Below are 23684 nucleotides of genomic sequence, written 5' to 3'. Positions count from 1 at the left end.
CGGGTTTCTCCTAACGTCATCTCATCTGCACTAGCTATCGGCGGCAAACCATAAATATTGAGCGATCTTTCGATTTCTTCCGAGCCAGACTGCCACGCTGTGAGCTAGCCAACTGACAGCCACCGCGTTCAGCGACTAAGCTGACAGCAGGATAAAACACCAAGGATCATCACCATGCTTCGACCCTCGCTCCTGACCACCGCTATTGTGCTCGCCACTCCCATTGCCCAAGCAGCGCCATTCATGCCGCTGGATGCCCGTGGTATGGCCATGGGACAAACGGGCGTGGCCAGTGCCCAGCGTGCTCACGCGCCGGCCTACAACCCGTCGTTGCTGTCCCAAGCAAACGCCGAAGACGATTTCGCCCTGATTTTCCCGCAGCTGGGAGTACAGGTTAGAGATGAAGAAGAACTGGCCTCAACCGCCGAAGACATCAGTGATGAGCTGCAACCGGAGCTGGAGCGCTTATTGGATGGCGAGAGCCAAATGGTCGGTTTTGAAGAACATATCGATGCTTTGGATCAAGCCGTGCGCGCCTTTGACGTCGCCGTTCAACAGGCCCTCAATGGCAACCTGGATGTCGATGAACGACTGGATGACTTGGCAACGGCCAGCACCAACTTGGATAACGCCCTGAATGATGTGCAAGCCAGCCTCAACGATGTCGATGACGTCGCCGGCCAGCTCAGCAGTGCGCTGCGTTCTATCTCCGGCCACCCAGTGAGTGGACGCCTAGGCGCCTCGGCAGCAATGGCCTTTCCCGGTAAGGAATTTGCTGCTGCCGTTAGCGTTCGCGGTCATGCGCTGTTTTCCGGCCGAGCGCTGTTCTCTGACAATGACCTCGGTTTAATCGATGCCTACGCACCAGCGGGACTGAAATACTCTCAGCTTGCGCGTGATATCAACGCCGATGTCGGGCGCACCGTCGAGCGCGCTCAGGGCAGTGCAACGCCAGAAGTGATTTTGCTCGCCGAGCTGAATCGCGATGACGATAACAATGGTGTGCCCGATCTGGAGCAAGACTTAGAAGCAGTATTGGGGTTTGATTACACCTCGGATCAAGGCGTTGAAATCTTCCGCAATGGCCAGCTCACCGATAACGCCGCCGACCCAGACCTGGACTCACGCGTAGAAATCATTGCCGCCACCATCGCCGAAGTCGGCGTGTCCTTTGCACGCGAGTTCACCTTGGCAGAGCGCCCTGTCGCCATTGGCATCACGCCTAAGTTACAAAAAATCTCGACCTACCATTATGTGTCTGAAGTCGACAACGAAGAAGAAATCGAGATCGATGACTTTGAAGACACACGTGAAGACTACTCCTCCTTCAATCTGGACGTCGGTGCCTCCATGCGCTTTGGCCCAGACGACAGCCTGACCGCCGGCTTAGTCATCAAAAACCTATTAGGCGGCGACTATGACTATCAAAGTGCGCCGGTACGCACCGGCATTATTGGCGATGAGTTGGCCGTGGTAGAGGGAGGCAGTGTCAGCCTCGATCCGCAGTACCGAGCGGGCCTAGCCTACAGCGACGACACCACCACCTTAGCGCTGGATCTGGACTTACTCGAAAACGACCCCGTCGCCTACGAAGACCCCACCCAGTACATCGCCTTTGGTGCCGAGTTTGACCTGTGGGATACCGTACAACTGCGTGGCGGCTACCGCGCCAACATAGCGGCCACGGATTCCGATGTGGTCTCATTCGGTTTTGGTATTTCACCCTTTGGCATTCACCTGGATGTCGCCGCCATGGCCAACCCCTCCAAACTGGAAAAAGAAGCCGGCGTCGCGTTGGAAACCGGTTTCTACTTCTAGCGCTCGCCGCTACACTGCCACGGCCGCATCTGCGGCCGTTTTTATGAGTACAAAGAGAGTGCTATGCAGATTTATCTGGTCGGCGGTGCCGTGCGTGACCGCCTGTTGCAACGTGCGGTAAAAGACCGTGATTGGGTCGTGGTGGGTGCCACCGTCGACGACATGCTCAGCGCTGGCTATCAGCAAGTAGGGGCCGACTTTCCGGTGTTCCTGCACCCCGAAACGCACGAGGAATACGCCCTAGCGCGCACCGAGCGCAAAACCGGCCAGGGCTATCAAGGCTTTGATTGTCGCTTTAGTCCTGACATCACCCTTGAGCAAGACCTGCTGCGCCGCGACCTCACCATCAACGCCATGGCCCTCGATGACCAGCAGCAACTCATCGACCCTTACGGCGGCGAGCGCGACCTACACAATAAAGTGCTGCGCCATGTATCCGATGCGTTTGCCGAAGACCCATTGCGTGTGTTGCGCGTTGCGCGCTTTGCCGCCCGCTTACAGCCCCTGGGCTTTACCATCGCCGCAGAAACCCAAGCGCTGATGCAACACATGTGTGCCAATGGCGAGCTGGAGCACCTCGTCGCCGAGCGCGTGTGGCAAGAAACCCAGCGCGCCCTGCTCGACCAGCACCCACCGACCTATTTTCAGGTGCTGCACGACTGTGGTGCCCTAAGCGTTTGGTTTACTGAGCTGGCGCGTTTATTTGGCGTACCCCAGCCGGAGCAACACCATCCGGAAATCGACTGCGGCATTCACGCCTTGCTGTGCTTGCAAGCCGCCGTCGATGCAGACGCCAGCCTGGCAGTGCGCTGGGCGGCCTTGACCCATGATGTTGGCAAGGCGCTCACACCAGCGAGCGAATGGCCCAAGCACCACGGTCACGAGAAGCGCGGTTTAAAACCGCTGAAAGCATTGCAGCAACGGTTAAAGGTACCGAACGAGCTGAAAAAACTGGCGGAACTCACCACCGAGTTTCACACCCATGTGCATCGCGCTTTTGAACTGAGGCCTGAGACTTTATTGAAGCTGTTTCAACAAACCGACGCTTGGCGTCGGCCAGAGCGCTTTGCCGAGTTTTTACTGGCTTGCCAGTGTGACGCCCGCGGCCGTACTGGGCTGGAGCAATGCGATTATCCACAGCGCGATTACTGCCAGCAGGCATTGGATTGCGCCAGTGCGATTAAGACCCAAGATGTCATTACGCCAGAAATGAAAGGCCCAGAGATTGGCCAAGCGGTGCAGCAAGCGCGCCTACAGGCGTTAAAGGCGTGGCGCGCTCAAGCCTGAGCGCTGCAGGGCTGCCAGGCCGGCGTCAGCTGCCGCAACGGCTGCTCGCTCAGGGCGGGCCAATCCAAGCTCAAAGGCTGTTGACGCAATGGACAGTGCGCGTGTGGGGCAATGTCTAACAGCGGACGCAACACAAAGGCATAACGCCAAATGTCATCGCGTGGCAGCGTCAGGGTGCCGTAGTCGGTGGGCCAGCTGCCACACAGATCGTCGATCAACAAGATGTCGATATCCAGGGCGCGCGAGGAGTATTTGCTGGCGTTTTTGGGGCGACCAAAATCGAACTCTATCTGCTTTAGCGCCTTAGCCAAAGCCGCCGGTGAATCGCTCGCCTCTATGACCACCACCAAGTTGATAAACTCAGGGCCATCAAACCCCACCGCAGGTGAGGCGTACCAAGGTGATTCCTGTATTAAGCGGTAGCGTTGCGCCAATGTATCAATGCCTTGGCGCAAGTGGCGCTCGGCATCAATGTTGGAGCCCAGGCCGAGAAAAATGCGCTGACTCATGGCTTGTCTCCACGCTCTATTTTTAGCCCCACGGCTCGCGCCTGCGGGACTACCGCCGGTTTTTGCACCTGAATGCTCAGCCAGGGAATGGCAAATTGCTGGCGCAACCCCGCCGCCAACTGCTCCAGTAAGGTTTCCAACAACTCAAACTGCTGGCTGCCAACAAAGTGTTCGATGAACTCAGTGACCGCCTGATAATTGAGCGCGTATTGCAAATCATCGGTGGCGGCCGCCTGGCGAATATCCCAGGCCATTTCCAAATCAAAAATCAGCGGCTGCTGCAGCTGTTTTTCCCACTCAAATACGCCAATCACCGCATCCACGCTTAAGCCGTGAATAAACACGCTGTCCATCAGTTCACCGCCGGCAAATCGGTCAGCGGCCAACGCGGTACCACTTGTACCGCCAAATCGCTGTACTGGCCCGCCAGCAGTCGTTGCGTGCCGGCGTAGGCAATCATGGCGCCGTTGTCCGTACACAGCTCCGGCCGCGGATAATAGACCCGCCCGCCCATCTGCTGCGCCGTCGTTTGCAACTTAGCGCGCAGCTGACGGTTAGCGCCGACACCACCGGCGATGATTAAGCGATTTACACCGGTTTGCTGCATCGCACGCTTGCATTTAATCGCCAGGGTATCGACCACGGCGGCCTGAAAACCAGCGGCAATGTCGATTTTATCCTGCTCGGCCAATACACCGTCGACGGCGCAATTGAGAATGGTGGTGCGGGCAAAGGTTTTCAGACCACTGAAGCTGAAATCCAGCCCCGGGCGGTCGGTCATGGGTCGCGGGAAGGCAAAGCGCTGCGCATCGCCCTGATCGGCCAAGGCACTCAGTGCAGGCCCCCCAGGGTAAGGCAAATTCATCATTTTGGCGGCTTTATCGAAGGCTTCGCCGGCGGCATCATCCAGCGATTCACCCAGCAACTCGTAGCGGCCAATGCCTGCTACTTTGACCAATTGGGTGTGGCCACCCGAGACTAGCAGCGCAATGAAAGGAAAGTCAGGTTGTTCTTCTTCCAGCATGGGCGCCAATAAATGGCCTTCCATGTGGTGCACACCAATGGCAGGAATATTCAGTGCCCAAGCCAAGCTGTTGCCAATGCAAGCGCCCACCAACAGGGCGCCGACCAAGCCAGGGCCAGAGGTAAAGGCGATGCCATCTACCTGCTGCAGCGTTAAGCCAACTTCGGCCAACACTTCATTAATCAGCGGCCGTGCTTTGCGAATGTGGTCACGCGAGGCCAACTCTGGCACCACGCCACCGTATTCGGCGTGCACGTGAATCTGCGAATACACGCGATGGCCCAGCAGGCCATGTTCGCTGTCGTACAGCGCAATTCCTGTTTCATCACAGGAGGTTTCCAGCCCCAATACCCGCATACAGGCCCCCGATATCTGCAAGGGCGGCAATGATACGCGGCCAAGCGGTTAAAATCCACGCAGAGGTTTTGCAATCCTTAGCCAAACTCTTTAGAATGCCCGCCCTCTAACTGGGGGTCGTGGTTCCCCCAATGAACGAACACTTATAGATAAGGTGATTGGATGCCAGCTGTAAAAGTGAAAGAAAACGAGCCATTCGACGTAGCACTGCGTCGTTTCAAGCGTTCTTGTGAAAAAGCCGGTGTACTGTCTGAAGTACGTCGTCGTGAGCACTATGAGAAGCCAACTTGGGTACGTAAGCGCAAAGCAGCCGCTGCTGTTAAGCGTCACCTGAAGAAGTTGCAGCGCGAACAGCGCAAGATGACTCGCCTGTACTAATCAGTTTTTTGCCTGAACTGAGAACAGGGAGACGCTCATGAGTACTTTGGTTCAAACCATTAAAGACGCAGTCAAAGACGCCATGCGGGCGAAAGACAAGCCCCGCTTGAGTGCTTTGCGTCTGATCACAGCTGAGTTCAAACGCGTCGAAGTGGATGAACGAGTTGAGATCACCGATGAACGCGCGCTGGCCATTCTTGATAAAATGGTCAAACAACGTCGTGATTCGATTGCTCAATATCAAGAGGCAGGTCGTGAAGAACTGGCCGCTGCTGAGCAACAAGAAATTGATGTCATCGCCGAGTATTTGCCAGAGTCTCTGAGCGAACAAGAGTTGGCCAAACTGGTGGCTGATGCCGTTGCACAGTCCGGTGCTGCAGGAATGCAGGACATGGGCAAAGTCATGGGCATCCTCAAACCACAAGTGCAAGGTCGTGCCGATATGGCGCAGGTCAGCCAACTGGTTAAGTCGCAACTGGGATAAATCCTGTCCCTGTGCAGGCTATCAAAAGCGTTAGCGGTTTACCGCTAGCGCTTTTGTCGTTTGTCTTGCCGTCATAAAATCAAGGGCACCCCAGCATCATTCGGCGCCCAAGCTTTGCCGACACTCGCCAAGCACCGTATTCTGTTTAACCTTGTGTCTCAGTAAGCATTCTTTATGGCCGGTCGCATACCGCAATCTTTTATTGATGAGCTGCTTGCCCGCGTCGACGTGATCGATGTGGTCGATAGCCGCGTTAAATTAAAAAAGACCGGCAAAAACTACTCAGCCTGCTGCCCATTTCACAACGAAAACACGCCTTCCTTTACCGTCAGCCCAGACAAACAGTTTTATTATTGCTTTGGCTGCGGCGCCTCCGGCAGCGCCCTCAAATTTGTGATGGAATTTGACGGCCTAAGCTTTCCCGATGCGGTGGAAAAACTGGCCGAGCAAACCGGCCTGCAAGTACCGCGCGAGCAAAATGATCAGCTGGTACGCCAACAGCAGCAAAACCAACCGCTGTACGAGCGCCTGCAAGACGCCAGTCAGTTTTTTCAGCAAATGCTGCGTCAGCACCCAGAGCGCCAGCGCGCCATCGACTATCTGCAACAACGTGGCTTATCTGGCAAAGCCGCCAAGTTTTTTGCCATTGGCTACGCCCCACCCGGTTGGGACAACCTGATGCAAGCCCTGGTCAATGGCGACAAAGAACGCCAGCGCCAACTGATTAGCAACGGCATGTTGATCGAAAAAGAAGACGGACGCTGCTACGACCGCTTTCGCGATCGCATTATGTTTCCTATTCGCGATCAGCGCGGCCGCACCATCGCCTTTGGCGGACGGGTGTTGGGCGATGAAAAACCCAAATACCTGAACTCACCAGAGACGCCGGTATTCCAGAAAAATCGCGAGCTGTATGGGCTATTTGAAGCCCGAAAAATACGTCAAAAGCTGACTCGCTTCGTGATTGTGGAAGGTTACATGGACGTTGTGGCACTGGCCGAATACGGCATTCATTACGCCGTGGCCACCTTGGGTACCGCCACCAGCGAGCACCATTTATTGCGTTTGTTTCGCATCGTGCCGGAAGTGATTTTTTGCTTTGACGGCGACGAAGCCGGACGCAACGCCGCTGCCCGCGCCATGGAAACTGTATTGCCGGTATTAGAAGACGGTCGCCAGGCGCGCTTTTTGTTTTTGCCAGATGGCGAAGACCCAGATTCACTGGTCAGACGAGAAGGCAAAAACGCCTTTGAACAACGCTTAAATGAGTCCGATCACTTACCGGAGTTTTTGTTTAAACACCTTAAGCAACAGGTCGACTTTGACACTCTGGATGGCAAAGCCCGCTTTGACCAACTCGCTGCACCTCTGATTGCCCGCCTGCCACAAGGCGCACTGCGCGATTTAATGAAACAGCAGCTGCAAAATGAAACCGGCGTCGCCAGCCATGCCTTGCAAAAGCTGGAGCAGCAAGCCGCTCAGCAGCCGACGGAAGAGCCGCTACCCATGGAGCACGAAGCGCACGCCATGCCGCCAGAGCCGCCCGCCATGAGTCGGCCACAAGATGTTGGTGCCCGCCAAGCCTTGTGCAGCCTACTGGTGCAGCCAGCACTGGCTAACGGCTTGACCCTGCCCGACACCGAGGCACAAAGCGAATATGAACGCCTGCTGATTGAAGTGATTCGCAAGCTGCAGCAGTCGCCGCAAAAAGACAGCATCGGTGTGATTATTCAATGGACCGGCTCGCCCTACCAACAAGAGCTCAAACAGCTGGCCGAGCAAGCGGAGCAACAGCAACAACTGGCCAGCGCCAGCGCTGTCAAACACGTGTTAGAAAGAATGGATACCCGCCGCCTAGATGATGAATGGCAGCAACTGCAGGCCAAGCTGACCAACCACACGCCACTCAGCGATGACGAAAAACAGCGCTTACGCCAGCTCAGCAAAGAGCGCCACCAGCGCCACCGCAAACGTACGTCGATTTATCAGCGCTAGCGCTTCGCCACCTTGAAATCTCTTTCAGCGCCCCTATATTTCACTGGCCGGCAGCAAAAGCCGGACAACACCGACGACCTGACAGCCACCAACCGCACCCGAACCGATACGATCGAGCCTCGCGCCCTTTATGACAGGGCAATAGTCGGGAACATTCCTCAGGCACGGCTGGCCTAAAGAGCGGTTAAAAGTTATACTTCCGCGCTTTTCTGCGCCTCACAATACGGAACACAGGGCTTCTATGTCAGCGAACACCCAACAATCCCGTTTGAAAGAACTGATTGCCAAAGGTAAGGAGCAAGGCTACCTCACTTTTGCACAGGTTAACGACCATTTGCCGGATGATATTGCCAATCCGGATCAGGTGGAAGACATCATCCGTATGATTAACGACATCGGTATTCCGGTGTCCGAAAACGCACCCGATGGCGAATCACTGTTTAATGAAGCCGCCGACGACGCCGCCGCCGAAGAAGCCGCTGCCGCGCTGGCATCGGTAGAATCTGACGTTGGCCGCACCACCGACCCAGTGCGCATGTACATGCGTGAAATGGGTACCGTTGAGCTGCTGACCCGTGAAGGCGAAATTGTTATCGCCAAACGTATTGAAGAAGGCATTCGTGAAGTCATGTCGGCCTTGGCTTACTACCCAGGCGCCGTACGCATTGTATTGAACGCTTTCCAAGAAGCAGAAGAAGACCCGAACCGAGTCAGCGACATCTTCAGTGGTTTTATCGACCCATCAGATGAAACTCCAGCACCTGGCCCGCAGTCTGGCCCAGAAGCGGAAGCCGCTGAAAAACTGTCCGACGATGACGAAGAAAGCGACAATGAAGAAGAAGACAGCGGTATCGACCTGACCGAAGTCATTCGTCGCTTTGATGAAATCAAAGACGCGCACACCGCTGTAGACGCCGCTATCGAAAAACATGGTCGCGCCAGCAAGCAAGCAGAAGAAGCATTGGCATTGCTAGCAGAACGCTTTGCACCCATTAAGCTAACGCCTAAGTATTTCGATCAGTTGGTGAACGATGCCCGCGAAGCACTCGACCAAATCCGCGCGCAAGAGCGCCAGATCATGGTCATGATGACGCGCAAATGTGGCATGGATCGCAAAGACTTTATCGGCAACTTCCCTGGCAATGAAGTTAACAATCAGTGGATTGAAGAACTGATCGCTGGTGGCCATAAGTATTCTGACAAGCTCGACACCTACAAGCTGGAAATTTTCCGTGCGCAGAAGAAAATCAAAGCTGTTGAAGAGCGCGTGGGCCTGACCATCCCAGACATTAAAGAAGTAAACCGTCGCGTCTCCATTGGCGAAGCCCGTGCTCGTCGCGCCAAAAAAGAAATGGTGGAAGCCAACCTGCGTCTGGTAATTTCGATTGCGAAAAAATACACCAACCGTGGTTTGCAGTTCCTGGATCTGATTCAAGAAGGCAACATCGGCTTGATGAAAGCGGTGGACAAATTCGAATACCGTCGTGGTTATAAGTTCTCAACTTACGCCACTTGGTGGATTCGTCAGGCCATCACCCGCTCCATTGCGGACCAAGCGCGCACCATCCGTATTCCAGTGCACATGATCGAAACCATTAACAAGCTGAACCGTATTTCACGGCAAATGCTGCAGGAAATGGGTCGTGAGCCAACGCCAGAAGAACTGGCCGAGCGCATGGACATGCCGGAAGACAAAATCCGCAAAGTGCTGAAAATTGCCAAAGAACCGATCTCGATGGAAACCCCCATCGGCGACGACGAAGATTCGCACCTGGGCGACTTTATCGAGGACACTCAATCTGAGTCACCACTCGATACCGCCACCGTTGAAGGCCTGACCGATGCCACTCGCTCGGTATTGTCTGGCTTAACGGCACGTGAAGCCAAGGTTCTGCGCATGCGTTTCGGTATCGACATGAATACCGACCACACGCTAGAAGAAGTCGGCAAACAATTCGACGTAACGCGTGAGCGTATTCGTCAGATCGAAGCTAAGGCCCTGCGCAAATTGCGCCACCCTAGCCGCTCTGACCACTTGCGAAGCTTTATTGATGAGTAAATAAAAAAGCCCGGCTCAGCCGGGCTTTTTTATTTGAAATCAAAGGGGTAGCGTCGTTCGCGCAAGGCCCCTATAATGCCCACTGGCTATCACAGCCACCTTTCTTTAAGGGCCCGTAGCTCAGTTGGTTAGAGCATCCGACTCATAATCGGCAGGTCCCCAGTTCAAGTCTGGGCGGGCCCACCATTTAAACCTTTAAAATCAGCGAGTTAGCAATGCCTTCCAGTTTTCCCCGGGGTTACACTGGGGTTACATTGAAAGCGGCGTGACGATAGATAGCGTAAAGAAAATCTCCGTTTTTCTTACTTGCTGAATAAACGTGGTAGCTTGCTGAATTGAAAGTTAGAATGTAGAGATTGATAGAATTTGAAAGTTGGGTGGCTTAGCAATCTCCCTGCCACCCATATATTGGAGTTAAGCCCGTGGCCACAGCGGATCAATTAAAAGCACTCTTGAAAAGTCATGCAGATCGTGATGATGAGCGCTTTTATTCTATTGCTCTGCAAGTTGCAGCCAAAGAAGCGCGACAGGGTCACAGTAAGCTTGCAAGTGATATAAAGACCCTTGTTGAAAAGTCTCAAAAGAATTCAAAGTTAGGTGTCGCATCTTCGAAGCCTCTCCCGTTCGCTCACCAACCAAAAAGTGAGCTAAAAGGGCTTCTAGAGCTTACCCCGGCAAACGCCAGAATTAGTGAGCTCGTCTACTCAGTGGACATTAAGGAGCGCCTAGAACAAGTCTTAGTTGAACAGCGACAAAAGGATAAACTCAACCGCTTTGGGCTACACCCTAGGAGAAAACTGCTTTTTACTGGATCTCCAGGAACAGGGAAAACCATGTCAGCCGCAATGTTGGCTACAGAGCTAAAACTGCCGCTATACACCATAGTATTAGACAACCTCATTACCAGATACATGGGAGAAACTGCAGCCAAGCTTCGATTGATTTTTGATCACATCAAGCAGACTCGTGCGGTTTATCTCTTTGACGAGTTTGATGCGATTGGGACCCAGCGAGGCGCGCCCAATGACGTAGGAGAAATCAGGCGCGTTCTGAACTCCTTTCTATTGTTTGTCGAGCAGGATTACTCAGAGAGCATTATTATTGCAGCAACAAATCATCCTGAGCTTCTAGACCAAGCTCTTTACAGACGATTTGACGATATTATTCCATTCGAAAAACCTCAACTGGAGCAAATTTCTCTTCTCATAAAGAACCGATTGTCAATTTTTGATACCACCAAACTTGACTGGGAAGAAATTTCAAAATCTGCCTTAGGGCTGAGTTCGGCAGAAATCACCAGATCATGTGAAGATGCTGCCAAAGAAGCTGTTCTAAACTTCAAGGAAAAAATATCCACTGAGATTTTATTAAAGGCCCTTAATAGGCGCCGCTCAGGAAGCTCCTCTACAAGCAAAGAATAATAAGGACAGATATGGCTAGCAACAGGAAGCATGTAAATGTTGGCCGGTTTTTTCAAGAAGAACCATTTAAATCCAAACGAACAGGCCGCGGCTCTAGTGTCCCAGTACACAATAGAAACTCTCACGGGGCAGGCCTTCAAGGGCAGTATCAAGCTGTTTTAAATCAATATGAGCATATTGAAAAAAACAGGCCCGCTCCCATCACAGAAGACATTGGTATTTACGTCGAAATTCTGAGCGAAGCTGGATGCAAGCTCCCACTCGATAGTTTAGACAATAGAGACTTCAAGTTACGAGCCCATAAATTACAGGGAGACAGAGAGGTTGCGACTGTCTTTATTCCTGAATCACGAAGGGCTGCTTTCCTTAAAAAAATTCGCCAGTACTTAGACCCAAGCAAAGATGGCAAGCCAACCAAAGATGGTGAGGTGTTCCCTAAAAACCATACCTTGCTTGACAGTATTTCAGAGATAAAACTCGCCAATTTAAAGTCGTTTTGGACGGATCCTGATGAATTCTATCCTGAAGATCTTGACGCGAAATTTTGGTGGGAGATCTGGTTGAAAGAAACTAGTAACCGAAATGCTAATGAAATCGCAGTTCAGCTTTCAGAGCGTTTAAACGCCACTCTAAGCAACTCCTCACTTACCTTCTTTAATACCGTAGTTTTTCTAATCCACTGTTCTGCAAATGACTTAAAGAAAGCCCCTGATCTGATTGGTAACTTAGAGGAACTACGCAAGGCTAAAGAAACCCCAAACCCAATTGTGGAATCATCCCCAGTTGAACAAGCCCAGTGGGCAGAAAACATCGCTCAGAGAATTCAAATTTCTAAAGAGGTGACAAGTGCCGTATCTATTTTAGATACAGGAGTGAATTACACCCATGCACTTTTGCAACACGTATGTAGCGAGGAATACTCGGTTTCCTGGGAGCCTGACTGGCCAAATTATGATAATTACAACCACTTTGCTCCCTACAATGATCACGGCTCCTTGCAGGCGGGCTTGGCTGCATTTGGTAATTTGATGGAAATAGCGTCACATGAAGAACCAATTCATATTTCCCACATTCTAGAATCAGCGAGAATTTTGCCCCCTATAGGAGAAAACGAGCCTCGACTCTATGGGGCTATCACCGTGGGCGCAGCATATAAGCTTGAAACTGACAGGCCAAACCTCAATCGAGTTTATAGTTTGGCTGTAACATCAGATCATGAAAGGGAAAGCGGCCAACCATCATCTTGGTCTGCCGAAATCGATAAATTTTGCTCAGGCATGGAGGATGGACACCGCCGCTTATTTGTAGTTTCGGCAGGTAACAACCGAAACGTCCAGCCATCACCAGATTATTGGGATCAGGTTTGTCTCGCCGAAATCGAAGACCCAGCTCAAGCCTGGAATGCACTAACAGTTGGTGCTTACACAGAAATGACCACCAATGACGACCCTCGTCTTGTTGGCTGGTCACCCTTCGCAAGCCCAGGAGATGTTGCACCATCGAGCCGCTCCTCCGTTAATTGGCGCTGGAAAAAGCACGCCCCACTTAAACCAGAGGTGGTTGCCGAAGGGGGTAATAAGTTACTGTCCTCGGACAAAACAGAAGTAAGTACTGAAGACGTAGTTTCATTGCTTACTACATCAGGAAGAACCGAAGGGCAGCTTTTTGAGCGAAATGGAGATACCAGTGCTGCGTGCGCGTTGATTTCTCGGCAGGCAGCAATACTCCGATCTGAGTATCCGAACCTATGGCCTGAGACCATTCGAGGACTCATTGTTCATTCTTCAGAATGGACTCCTAGAATGATGGAGCGATTTGGACTTCTTAGTGGTATGCATAGCCCAAAGATTGCAAAAGAAAATCTTCTACGTACTGTTGGATACGGCGTTCCTTCTCTCCAGAAGGCTCGATATAGCACAGATAATGCTCTTACTTTGGTAGCTGAAGGAGAGTTACAGCCCTTTACCATGAAAGATGGGGCCACAGCTTCTACTGACCCTAAACTAAATCAGATGAAGCTCTACCAGTTACCTTGGCCTAAAGAATCACTTCGCCAACTGCCACTGGAAACAGAGGTAAAGCTCAAAGTCACATTATCCTACTTCATTGAACCAAACCCGGGAAGACGAGGTTATCGATCTCGATATAGCTACCAATCTCATGGTTTAAGATTTGAAACAATTCGCCCAGGACAAGAATTAGATAACTTCCGGGCATACATTAATGGATTAGTAGAGCTTGAAGAATATGATGGTCCTGAGGGCGATAATGATGGCTGGTTCTTAGGAAGCCAGTTACGTACCCGAGGTTCTATCCATTCTGATACCTGGATAGGCACTGTTAGAGACTTGCTCGATATGCACACGATAGCCATCTTCCCTGTAGGGGGATGGTGGAAATATAGAACAGCTGAAGATCGATGGAGAAATGAAGTTAAGTTCAGCCTGCTTGTAAGCATCGAAGCGCCAGAGCAAGAAATCGACATCTATTCCGAAGTAGAGAATTTGGTAAACATTTCTATTGAAACTTAAAATGACCAATAAACATGCAATGAAATTTCGCCCAAGGTTCTTGGTCACACAAGCCGAATTTGATGCCCGCTACTTTGAGTGCATTGGGCTTGAGAGAAGCGTTCCGGAAAAACAGGCACGCACACTGTTAAAGTGTTAGAACCGAGCAGGTTCTGTAACGGCAAAACCGAGGAGGCCATCATGTTATTTATGGTGGGAATAGAGAGACCCGCGCAAGCGGATGAAGCCTACGGCATCATCGTACCTGTATTCGAGCAAGTGGCAGGCTATGGCTGCGTGTCGGCAGCCGATCACGAAAGCGACATCCTGCATCAAGCCAGAAACGCCATCTTAACCATGGCTGAGCAAATGGCCGAAGATGGTCAGGATTTAACCCAGCTCGATCAGGGCTTTGAAGACTACTCAGCCCTGGCTGACTACGCCGACTATCAGCAATGGCTGGCACTAGAGGTCGATGTATCCGGTGTGAGTAAGCAGCAGCGCGTTAACATCAGCCTGTCAGGCGGCCTACTGGCTCGTATCGATGCTTTTGTGCAACGCCACCCTAACTACAAAGACCGCTCCCACTTTTTAAGCCAAGCGGCCAACCATGAAATGGCATTGGCTGAAGCTGATTAAAGCACCCTGCCGCCTTCCTTGGCGGCTTCCTTTCTCTACATTTTCCCACACCATACTGCACAACCCTGAGCGTGAGCGGACGTAGTTTCACGAATACTGGTGCTTGCCAGAGCTTTGCTAAAATCCGCCGCCCAAAAAACAACAAGGCTTTCGACAATGGATATTCGAAGCACGATTTTGATCGGCTCTTTTACTTTGGCAAGTTCAATGGCTCTGGCTGAGCCCTGTGAGGTGTTATTACCGGATGCCTCACGCTATACCGGCAACTGCGAAAATGGCTTATTTGAGGGCCAAGGGCGGATTGATTACCAACCGACTGGCCATTATGAAGGCAGCTTTGAAAAGGGTTTGTTCCACGGGCCTGGCACTCTCACCTACGCTACTGGCGGAACGCTTACCGGTACCTTTCACCGCGGCATGGTGCGAGGTAAAGGCACCTTTACCGACCCCAAGTGGGGCACGTATGAGGGTGAGTTTAAAAACAGTCGCTTTAATGGCCATGGCGTATTTACCTACGTAACAGGCACTGTGTGTGAGGGCGAGTTTAAAAACGCTGCCAAAAATGGCCAAGTCACCTGCAGTTATAGCGATGGCACCTTAGTAAAAGCGGAATACCAGGACGACGTATTGCACGGGCATGGTCAAACCATCTTCCCGACGGGCGAGGTCTATACCGGTGAATATGCCAATGGCTATTTAAACGGCCAGGGCATGCTGGAATATCCCGATGGCTCCAGCCACATCGGCGCGTTTGCTAACGGCATGATTCACGGTCACGGCACATTATACGATGCGTCTGGCGAGGTCATGCTGCAGGGTATTTGGTGCGATGGCGCCTATCATGGTGACGAGCCCTGCGATAGCAGCAATTAAAATCCCATTGAATCATCCATAAAAAAGCCCCTGATTTTTCAGGGGCCTTATCGGCTTACAGCTGAGTCGCAGGTGCCGCCAGCGACTTCAGGTGATCCATATAGGCGTTTTCGCTAAAGGGACGTCCAAGGAAGTTTTCCACCATCTCGGCCGCTGGCATGCTGCCACCCACGGCCAATACTTTGTGGCGATAAGCATTGGCAATGTCACGATTATTCATGCCCTTTTCTTTAAAGCGCGAGAATAAATCCGTGGCAATGGCCAGTGACCACTGATAGGTATAGTAGTTTGAGCTATAGCCGTACAGATGACCAAAGCTGGTGTAGAAATACGTATCTTCCGTGTAGGGGTAAGGCGAATATTTCTCTTGCAGCTCGACCATCGTCGGTTGCAGTTCAAACTTAGCAGGGTCTTGCATGTAGTACTGCAGCGACATTTGTGAATAAAAGATTTGCACAGCGGTACCGGTGGCTTTGCCATAGTCACGCGCACTGTTCATCTTTTTCACCAGGCTTTTAGGAATGACTTCACCGTCTTCATTGAAGGCAAAGGTTTTTAGCGTGTCGTAATCCCAAATCCATTCTTCCAGCATTTGTGACGGCGCTTCAACAAAATCCCACTCCATGTCCATGCCGGCATTGTCGAGCCAGCGTTGATTTTGGCCGGCAAACACACTGTGCAGTAAATGGCCAAATTCGTGCAAGAAGGTTTCTACCTGGCCATGCTCCATCAGCCCTTTAGGGAAGTTTTGTGCCAGTGCAGACAGGGGAACTTGCTTGTCTTTAATGCCATCGCGCAAGCCCCAGTGAGCGGCGTGTTGGAACTTGCCATCGCGCGGATGGTTGTCCATGTAAAAGCGGCCAATCAGTTTGCCATTTTCCAAAATCTCGTAGGCTTCAACATCTTCATGCCAAACTTCCGTTTTCCAGGGCTGAATTTTCACCCCAAATAAGTTTTCGGACAGTGCAAAAATACCGTCGCGTACACGTTCGTATTGGAAGTATTGGCGCACTTCTTTGGCATCAACCGCGTATTCTTCCTGGCGAATCAGGTTGCCAATATAAGAGGCTTGCCACAGGTTGACCTGTTTGGCATCCGGGTCAATTTGCTGCAGGCGTGCCAAGTCACGCTCGATTTCACGCTTTACCGGCTCTTTCAGCGCCTCGTTAATGCGCTGTAAAAACGCATCAGCATGCTCGGGTGAGCCGATCATTTGCGTTTCCATGTTGTATTCAGCAAAGCTGCTGTAACCCAGTGTTTGTGCCAGCTCATGACGACGCTGCAGTATGTTTTCTAACACTTCCTGGTTTTGTGGATAACCACGCTGCAGCGCCGCTTTGCGCAGGCGATAGCGCAGGTCATCACTGTGAGCGTAGGTAAGCACCGGATACAGGTCTGGGTAGTTGGTGGTCAAGGTCACTGTTTTTTGACCTTCTTCAACTCGCTCGTCAATAAAGTCTTGCGGCAAGCCATCCAACTCTTCAACGCTGACTTCAAGCGTGCGCACATCTTCTTGAATATTACGGCTAAAGGTATTGCCCAGCTCGCTGATTTGCTGCTGCAAAGCAAAGATGCGATCACGTGTTTCTTGGTCTTTATCCACACCAGAACGGCGCAAATCACGCACCAAACGGCTATAAACAAAGGCGGCATCCGCTGGCAACTTCTCAGCATCCACACTGGTTAAGCGCTGATAAAACGGCTTGGATAAATAAATGCTAGAAGCAAAATCAGACACTTTTTGCGAGCAATCTTCAGCCGCATCGCGCACGCTTTTTTCAGGGTGTACCGATTTAATGTACCAGGCCGGTGTTAATGGCTGCAGGCTGTATTGAATTTGTTCATAGTTTTCTAACACAGCCAGGGCAGTGGTGGCTCCCGTTTGTTGCTCCAACGCGCTGAACTGTTGTTTCGCTTTTTGCAATTGCTGATCACACAGCTGCTGCCACTGTTTGGCATCGGCTTTGGCATTGATGCCATCGGTTAATAATTCACCGGCACTTGCCCAGCTGGCGCTGAGTAAACCTGCCGCCAGCATGGCGGTACGAGAAAAACGCATGGCTATTTCCTTGTTCATTTATTGTTGTGTCCAGCACTGAGCCAGCAACGCACATAGCTGCTGCAGCGCTTGTTCATCTTGTTGGCTAAAATCCTGCGCACGAGCAGAGTCGATATCCAATACTGCGACCACTTTACCTTCGTGCAGCAGCGGCACCACAATTTCCGACAAGCTGTCGGCGCTGCAGGCGATATGGCCAGGGAAATCATGAACATTATCGACTCGCACAGTGGCGCCCTGCTGCCAGGCGCTGCCGCAAACGCCGCGGCCAAAGCCAATGCGCGTGCAGGCGGTTGGCCCTTGAAATGGACCCAGCACCAACTCGTCCTGGCGCACCAGGTAGAAGCCTACCCACCAAAACCCTAAGGTCTGGTACAGCAACGCCGCTACATTGGCCAGATTGGCGATCAAATCGTCTTCGTCGGCCACCAGAGCCTCGGCTTGGCGTAATAACAGGCGATAGTGCTCGGCCCGCTCAGGCGAGTCTGGCGCCGGGGTTATGGCACGTTGCCAGTGGTGTGCATCGCTCATTTAAAATCCTCACGCGCTGTCACGGGCTTTGCTGCCAGCTACTAGGCAGATCACCCAGGCAAAGAGTGGTTTGGACGGCAGTGGTTGCCGTCAATAAGGCATGGGATTGTACGTGATTTGGCTGAGCAGGGAAGCCACGCCAGATGCCAGCGTGGCGAATATTGAACGCTATTTGATCATCACGGTCCGCTATGACGCCGATTTGGCACTCTTTGCCTGACGGCCTTGCTGGCGCACAGCGGCAGTGAAAATACGCTGATAACTGGCGGGTAATAAACGCACTAATAGATCAAACAGTTTCGCATCTGGCCCAATTAAAACCCGACGCTTGTTTTTAACGATCCCAGCAATGATGGTGCGCGCAGCCTTTTCTGGCGTGTTGATAAACAAACGCTCGAAATCCGCGGTGGCATCGGCATTGCTCACACCGGTGGCTTGCTCGCAGCTATCGGTCATGCGCGCCGCTTTGGCGATGTTGGTTTTAATGCCACCTGGATGAACACTGGTCGCGCTAACGCCACTGCGGGTAAGCTCTAAATCCTGACGCAGAGATTCGGTAAAGCCGCGTACCGCGAATTTGCTGGCGTTATAACCACTCATCAGCGGTTGCGAGGCCAAACCAAAAATACTGGAGATATTGACAATATGGCCCTCGCCTGCGGCTTCGAGCTTGGGTAAAAAAGCCTTGCTGCCATACACAACGCCCCAAAAATTAACATCCATAATCCAGCGATAATCTTCCAGGCCTAGGCCGGCCACTGTGCCCGACAATGCCACACCGGCATTGTTAATGATCAAGTTGACCTGGCCATGATCGGCCACCACTTGCTCGGCCCAAGCGTAAACGGCTGTTTCATCCGCCACGTTGAGGGTTTGCAACGTCACTTTCACTGGCTGGTTGGCCAGCAGCTGCTGCGTTTGCTGTAACCCTTCTGCATCGATATCGGCCAGCGCCAAGTGGCAGCCTTCGTTGGCCAGCTGAATGGCCAATGCTCGGCCGATACCAGAACCTGCGCCGGTAACGGCGGCGACTTTGTTTCTCAGTGATTTCATCTGTCTCTCCGCGGTGATTATTATTGTTAGTCGATGCTGCTTAAAAACGCCTGATAGCGCTTTGCTGCCTGGCGCGGCACTTCCACCATCGGCATATGGCCGATGTCCTGCCAAATATGCACTTGCATATCGGGCAGTGCTTGCTGCCAACTTTCGACGGCACTGACGTGCAATAACCGGTCTTCTGCTCCCCACCACAACATGGCGGGTGCTTGTAACCGAGGTAATTTTTGTTGCAAGCCAATATCGCGGTTAAAGTCGGCGAATATTTTCGCCAACTCTTCGCGGCGGTTGATGTAGTCATGAGCCACCGCCTCCAACACCATGTCAGGCAAAAACGGAGGTTGAGCCATGGTCATGGCATAAAACTCATCAAACTCAGTGCGGCTATTCATTAAAAATGGATTGCGCCCTTGCGCCAACATTTTTTCTAGATCACTGGCCTGTGGTGAAGCCAAGCCAGCCGGGTCCACCATGGTGGCCGATAAGGTTTGCTGTGGGTAATACACGCTAAAAACAGCCGTCAGGTAGCCGCCCATCGAGTTACCAATGATGTGGGCCTGGTCGATTTCAAGCTCAGTTAACAGCTGTGATAAACGCTGTGCCTGAGCGACCATGCCATAATCCCATTCCATGCGAAAACCCGTATCGCCGTGGCCGGCCATATCCGGAATAAGCACCTGATACTCATCCGTTAAATGACGAGCAAACCTTGGCCAAACGTCTTTATCAGCACTGTAGCCATGCAGCATTACAATAACGGGCTTGCCAGGATTATGGTTGCGATACAACGCCAGCTGCATATCACCGATATCCACCTGCTGCTGCTGAAAACCATACAGGCTGGCTTCCCAATCGGTGGCATTTTCATAGAGCCATTGGCCTGTGGGCAAATAAGCGCCTTGTACAACACCCAACAAAGCGGCCAAGGTTAATAGCGAGAATAAAGCCACGACTTTTTTCATTGTAATACTCACTGTTAAGAGAGAATGTGATCAGCAGGGCGAAAGTTTTTCGTCCAACGTCGAAAAGTAAAGCTAAAGCCAGGAAACATGGCGATCACTTTTCCGCTTTTGCTTTTGTACCAGCTGTTGCAGCCGCCCTGGTGCCAAACGGTTTTTTCCATTTCATTATGAATGTGTTGGGTGTAGCGTTCTTCAGCCTCTGGACGCACTTCAATAACAGACTTAAAGCGCCGCCCTACCTGCTCTATGGCGGTCATGATGTAGTTCATTTGCGCTTCAATAATAAAAATGGCCGACGTATGGCCAATGCCTGTATTTGGTCCCGTCACAATAAATAAATTGGGAAAGCCAGGCACACAAGTGCCTAAGTAAGCTCTGGGGTAGTCGTGCCAAACATCTGCAAGCTTTTGACCATCACGCCCCATAACGGGATAAGAAATAACCCCATCGGTGGCGTCATAGCCCGTCGAGTAAATAATTAAATCCAGCTCTAACTCAGAACCCTGCTGAGTATGGATGCCAGCTGCGGTGATTTCTTCGATACCGTCGGTTTTATCGTGCAAAAAAACGTTGTCACGGCAAAGAGCGGGATAAAGCGTGTCAGATAAAATCACCCGCTTACAGCCGATGGTAAAGTCAGGGGTGACTTGTTGCCTGAGCTTTGGGTCGGCAATTTGTTTTTCAATGTGCTTGCGCGCGCGTTTTCCGGCCAATAGCTCCAGCATGAATTTCGAGTATTTAAAGCCAATCACACGGCTTTCTAGCCCCCAATAAATGGCTTCGCGCAATAACCGATAAATGGGTTTGCGTTTTAACAGTGCCCGCTGCCAGGGCTTAAATCGATAGTCAGGCCGGGGAATAACCCAATGCGGTGTGCGCTGAAAAACATGCAAGTGCTCAACATCTGCTGCTATCGCCGGAATCACCTGCGCCGCACTGGCACCGCTGCCAATAATAGCAACACGCTTGCCACGGTAGTCGAAGTCATGGTTCCAATGATTGGTATGAAACGACTCTCCTTTAAACCGCTCGCGCCCTTTAAAGTCAGGAATCACAGGCGTGCTGAGTGGCCCAGAGGCATTGATCACAAAGCGCGCTTCGAGTTGCTGCTCCCCGTGCTCAGGGTGGAGGGTGTCAATCTGCCAGCACTGCGACGCTTGTTGCCAAGCAATGCACTTTACCTCGGTGCGAGTACGGGTTTTTTCACGCAACCGGTGCTTGCTGATCACATGCTCGGTGTATTCGCGCAGCTCCTCTTGCTCAGCGAACATTTGCGACCAGTCGTAGGGTTCAGACTCGATGGAATACAACGGCGATTGCACGTCCACCGCCGCGCCTGGGTAACTGTTTTGCGCCCAGGTGCCGCCCATAAAATCGCGCCGCTCCAGGATGACAAAATCCTCGATACCACGCTGACGCAAGTTGATGGCGGCACATTGGCCGCCAAAGCCACTGCCGATGATGACAACGGTATGCATGCAGACTCCTATAAGTGCCACCTAGGATTAGTGCCGTCTGAGGTCTGTGCCAATGCACAGTGTCACCACTGCTTTGCAAAGATGTCAGCCGGCCCGTTTGTTATTATGTTGAGTACTTGGTGACAAAAAACTCACTCTATATCTGACCACTATCTGACTACTATAAAGGGGAGTCAAACACTTCATGGCCAGCGATGTGCTGGCATCGTCTTACCCAACAACCACGTTGCTGGTACTTGTAACGCGAACATGACCTCTTGCGGAGGTTATTGTGTGCCGTTTTATTGAACTGCGCGCCAATGCAGGCTGTTATACTGGCCGGCAAACGCAGGGGGTTCGCATGAAGTTTGATGATGTAAAAAAGCTGCAGCAAAAAAAATATCGCCAACAACTGCAGCATTTTCTGCTGGAAGGCGAGCACTTGGTGCAAGAGTTGGCGCTTGCCTGCCGGCATAATCCCGCCCTCACAGCAGCTGAGCTATGGGTCAGCGGCGACTATGAGCACTGGCAGCCCGCCCAGCCACAGCCTTGGCGCCGCCATCTCATCAACGAACGGCAAATGAAGCAACTGTCTGAGACTCGATCGCCCCAAGGCATTGTTGCTGTCGTGCCTATGTCCGCTTTGCAACCCCAGCAGCAAGCGCAGCGGGCTGTGTATTTGCACGAGATTCAAGACCCAGGCAATTTAGGGACAATTTTGCGCACGCTGGCCTGGTTTGGCGGCTATCGCTGCCTGCTCAGTCCGGGCAGTGTTGATCCTTTTAATGGCAAGGTGGTGCGCTCCAGCATGGGCGCCATTTTCCATACACCGATAGAGCAAGGCGTCACGTTGGAGCAAGTTGCACAGCGCTTTCATCATATTGCCTATTTGGATATGCAGGGCCAGCCCGTTGCCAGTGGCGATTTCCAGCAGTGTGACTGCCTGATCTTTGGCAATGAGGCACGCGGCGTGCCGAAACAAGCACTGAGTGAACTCTCCGCCCAGGCATACAGCATTGCTGGTCAAGGCGTCATCGAATCACTGAACTTGGCTTCGGTGGTGAATATATGTGTGTATGAGCAGCAGCGTTAACAACCATGTTTGAGGCACAAAAAAGCCGAGCACTCGGCTCGGCTTTTTTGTGTTCGAAGAATAATTAACGACCGTAAATGTTTTCGATGCTGCGGAAGGAGCCTTCTTCAATCAGTTTGCGCGCGGCTTGCTGCAAAACGCCAATAATTTTCGGATCCGTATCTTTATTGATCGCCAAGTACAGCGGCGTGGTTTTAAAGGTCAGCACTTTTTCGATTTCAATATCACCGGCATCGGATGCTGTGTATGGGCCAGCCAGTTCATCTGACACCCACAAATCGATCTGACCTACCTGCAAGCGGCGCGGGTTTTGTGCATCCTCGGTAATAATCGACATGTTGTAACCATTGTCGACCAAATAATTGGTCATCACATCACCTTTATAGCCACCAATTTCGTACTGCTTGGCATCTTCCAATGAATTGAGCTTAATGCCAGAGCCCGCTTTGGCGAATAACGTCCAGCCAATGTTGGTCAGTGGGCCTACCCATTCAAACCAATCTTCACGCTCTTCGGTACGGGCCGTGCAGAAAATACCGTGGTTGGCTTTGCGCTTTACGCGGTCCAAGCCAAAGCTCCAATTACGCAGTTTGATTTTAACGTCATACGGCACTTCCTCGACCAAGCGCTTCACCATTTGCGCGCATAAACCAGTAATTTCATCAGCGTCATGGGCAAATGGCCGACCGTCTAGGGTCATGTTGTAGGGTGGAAATTGCTCAGTGAAGAAGTAAAGCTTCTCTTCTGCCTGAACATGAAAGGCTAGGAACATGGCTGTGATGGCAAACAATTTTTTCATGCCGGTGTCGTCTCCGCTGTGCTGGGTGCTGGTAGTAACAGCCTAGCCGATTTGTAGCGCTAAGCAGTCACACAATGTTATGGATTGTTATCGTTGCGGATTGTACTAGCTGTACAGTATTTAGCCAGAGCTACGAAAAACCTTGTCGTATTTGTCGTACATAGCCAAAGACCGGAGACGCCACTCTGTTACAAATTGACGCAAATCAGCAGTGACTATCCTCTCAGCGCCTGCCTTCTAAGTCAGGATAAGCCCGCCATGCTCGCGTTGCCGCCAGCGGTGTTCTGAGAGACAATAGCGCGCCTTTAACAGGGGTTTTCGGTAGGTGCCGTAACAGCCTCTGCTTTTTTAACAGATTACCGTGATTGTAGGA

At 51.9% G+C, this 23684-nt stretch carries 20 protein-coding genes and 1 tRNA gene; 12 read left to right on the top strand and 9 right to left on the bottom strand.

All coding sequences use genetic code 11. The features are described 5' to 3' along the window. The first annotated feature begins 174 nt into the window (after positions 1-174). Together traF and IE090_RS03490 are read left to right on the top strand one after the other, a co-directional pair. Positions 175-1818 carry a conjugal transfer protein TraF gene (gene traF / locus IE090_RS03495; protein WP_189386965.1) on the top strand — a complete coding sequence of 548 codons (1644 nt, stop codon included), beginning with the start codon at positions 175-177 and terminating at the stop codon, positions 1816-1818. 63 nt (positions 1819-1881) lie between these two features. Then, positions 1882-3105 (top strand): multifunctional CCA addition/repair protein, encoded by a 1224-nt coding sequence (locus IE090_RS03490; protein ID WP_189386964.1) that lies wholly within the window; start codon positions 1882-1884, stop codon positions 3103-3105. On the opposite strand, the gene folK is transcribed toward IE090_RS03490, so the two are convergent. The 3 genes from folK to tsaD are packed head-to-tail and all read right to left on the bottom strand — an operon-like array spanning position 3096 to position 4995. Beyond that, positions 3096-3614, bottom strand: coding sequence for a 2-amino-4-hydroxy-6-hydroxymethyldihydropteridine diphosphokinase (gene folK / locus IE090_RS03485; RefSeq protein WP_189386963.1), 519 nt, complete (start codon positions 3612-3614; stop codon positions 3096-3098). The genes IE090_RS03490 and folK overlap by 10 nt on opposite strands. After that, positions 3611-3967: a dihydroneopterin aldolase gene (gene folB / locus IE090_RS03480; RefSeq protein ID WP_189386962.1), complete on the bottom strand. Its 357-nt coding sequence runs from the start codon at positions 3965-3967 to the stop codon at positions 3611-3613. Before folB ends, folK begins: the two co-directional genes overlap by 4 nt. Beyond that, positions 3967-4995, bottom strand: a complete 1029-nt coding sequence (tsaD, locus tag IE090_RS03475) for a tRNA (adenosine(37)-N6)-threonylcarbamoyltransferase complex transferase subunit TsaD (protein WP_189386961.1) — start codon at positions 4993-4995, stop codon at positions 3967-3969. The genes folB and tsaD overlap by 1 nt, the downstream gene beginning before the upstream one ends. Before the next feature lie 162 nt (positions 4996-5157). On the opposite strand from tsaD, the gene rpsU reads away from it, so the two are divergent. The 9 genes from rpsU to IE090_RS03430 all read left to right on the top strand — a co-directional run bounded on the left by rpsU (position 5158) and on the right by IE090_RS03430 (position 15354). Continuing rightward, positions 5158-5373, top strand: a complete 216-nt coding sequence (gene rpsU, locus IE090_RS03470; RefSeq protein WP_094058637.1) for a 30S ribosomal protein S21 — start codon at positions 5158-5160, stop codon at positions 5371-5373. 37 nt (positions 5374-5410) lie between these two features. Further along, positions 5411-5857 carry a GatB/YqeY domain-containing protein gene (locus IE090_RS03465; protein ID WP_189386960.1) on the top strand — a complete coding sequence of 149 codons (447 nt, stop codon included), beginning with the start codon at positions 5411-5413 and terminating at the stop codon, positions 5855-5857. 174 nt (positions 5858-6031) lie between these two features. Further along, the gene (gene dnaG, locus IE090_RS03460) at positions 6032-7852 is read left to right on the top strand and encodes a DNA primase (protein WP_189386959.1); all 1821 of its coding nucleotides are present in this window, start codon (positions 6032-6034) and stop codon (positions 7850-7852) included. A gap of 193 nt (positions 7853-8045) precedes the next feature. Further along, positions 8046-9911 carry an RNA polymerase sigma factor RpoD gene (gene rpoD, locus IE090_RS03455; protein ID WP_268247113.1) on the top strand — a complete coding sequence of 622 codons (1866 nt, stop codon included), beginning with the start codon at positions 8046-8048 and terminating at the stop codon, positions 9909-9911. A 109-nt stretch (positions 9912-10020) separates the two neighbouring features. After that, positions 10021-10097: transfer RNA gene (locus IE090_RS03450), tRNA-Ile, on the top strand. 236 nt (positions 10098-10333) lie between these two features. After that, positions 10334-11332, top strand: a complete 999-nt coding sequence (locus tag IE090_RS03445; RefSeq protein WP_189386957.1) for an AAA family ATPase — start codon at positions 10334-10336, stop codon at positions 11330-11332. Between the two features lie 11 nt (positions 11333-11343). Then, positions 11344-13863 carry a S8 family peptidase gene (locus tag IE090_RS03440; protein WP_189386956.1) on the top strand — a complete coding sequence of 840 codons (2520 nt, stop codon included), beginning with the start codon at positions 11344-11346 and terminating at the stop codon, positions 13861-13863. Between the two features lie 180 nt (positions 13864-14043). Beyond that, entirely contained in the window at positions 14044-14481 is a 438-nt protein-coding gene (locus IE090_RS03435; protein ID WP_189386955.1) for a type II toxin-antitoxin system HicB family antitoxin, read from the top strand. A 156-nt stretch (positions 14482-14637) separates the two neighbouring features. Beyond that, complete coding sequence (locus IE090_RS03430; protein ID WP_189386954.1) at positions 14638-15354, top strand: MORN repeat-containing protein; 717 nt, start codon at positions 14638-14640, stop codon at positions 15352-15354. Between the two features lie 55 nt (positions 15355-15409). Here the strand turns inward: IE090_RS03430 and IE090_RS03425 are convergent, their stop codons facing one another. From IE090_RS03425 to IE090_RS03405, 5 genes are all read right to left on the bottom strand, one after another. Beyond that, positions 15410-17413, bottom strand: a complete 2004-nt coding sequence (locus tag IE090_RS03425; RefSeq protein ID WP_189386953.1) for a M3 family metallopeptidase — start codon at positions 17411-17413, stop codon at positions 15410-15412. Between the two features lie 18 nt (positions 17414-17431). Next, the gene (gene msrC / locus IE090_RS03420; RefSeq protein ID WP_189386952.1) at positions 17432-17944 is read right to left on the bottom strand and encodes a free L-methionine (R)-S-oxide reductase MsrC; all 513 of its coding nucleotides are present in this window, start codon (positions 17942-17944) and stop codon (positions 17432-17434) included. A gap of 189 nt (positions 17945-18133) precedes the next feature. Further along, positions 18134-18997, bottom strand: a complete 864-nt coding sequence (locus tag IE090_RS03415) for an SDR family NAD(P)-dependent oxidoreductase (RefSeq protein ID WP_189386951.1) — start codon at positions 18995-18997, stop codon at positions 18134-18136. Between the two features lie 26 nt (positions 18998-19023). Further along, entirely contained in the window at positions 19024-19962 is a 939-nt protein-coding gene (locus IE090_RS03410; protein WP_189386950.1) for an alpha/beta fold hydrolase, read from the bottom strand. A gap of 14 nt (positions 19963-19976) precedes the next feature. Continuing rightward, on the bottom strand, positions 19977-21440 hold the full coding sequence (locus IE090_RS03405; protein WP_189386949.1) for a flavin-containing monooxygenase: 1464 nt from the start codon (positions 21438-21440) through the stop codon (positions 19977-19979). Positions 21441-21780: 340 nt separating this feature from the next. Here IE090_RS03405 and IE090_RS03400 point away from each other — a divergent pair, with 340 nt between their 5' ends. Then, positions 21781-22512: a TrmH family RNA methyltransferase gene (locus IE090_RS03400; protein WP_189386948.1), complete on the top strand. Its 732-nt coding sequence runs from the start codon at positions 21781-21783 to the stop codon at positions 22510-22512. A gap of 64 nt (positions 22513-22576) precedes the next feature. Here the strand turns inward: IE090_RS03400 and IE090_RS03395 are convergent, their stop codons facing one another. Further along, the gene (locus IE090_RS03395; protein WP_229815445.1) at positions 22577-23311 is read right to left on the bottom strand and encodes a substrate-binding periplasmic protein; all 735 of its coding nucleotides are present in this window, start codon (positions 23309-23311) and stop codon (positions 22577-22579) included. Positions 23312-23684: the final 373 nt, after the last annotated feature.

Source organism: Bacterioplanes sanyensis (genome assembly GCF_014652515.1).
GTDB lineage: Bacteria > Pseudomonadota > Gammaproteobacteria > Pseudomonadales > Oceanobacteraceae > Bacterioplanes > Bacterioplanes sanyensis.
This window is presented reverse-complemented; position numbering and strand designations above follow the sequence as displayed.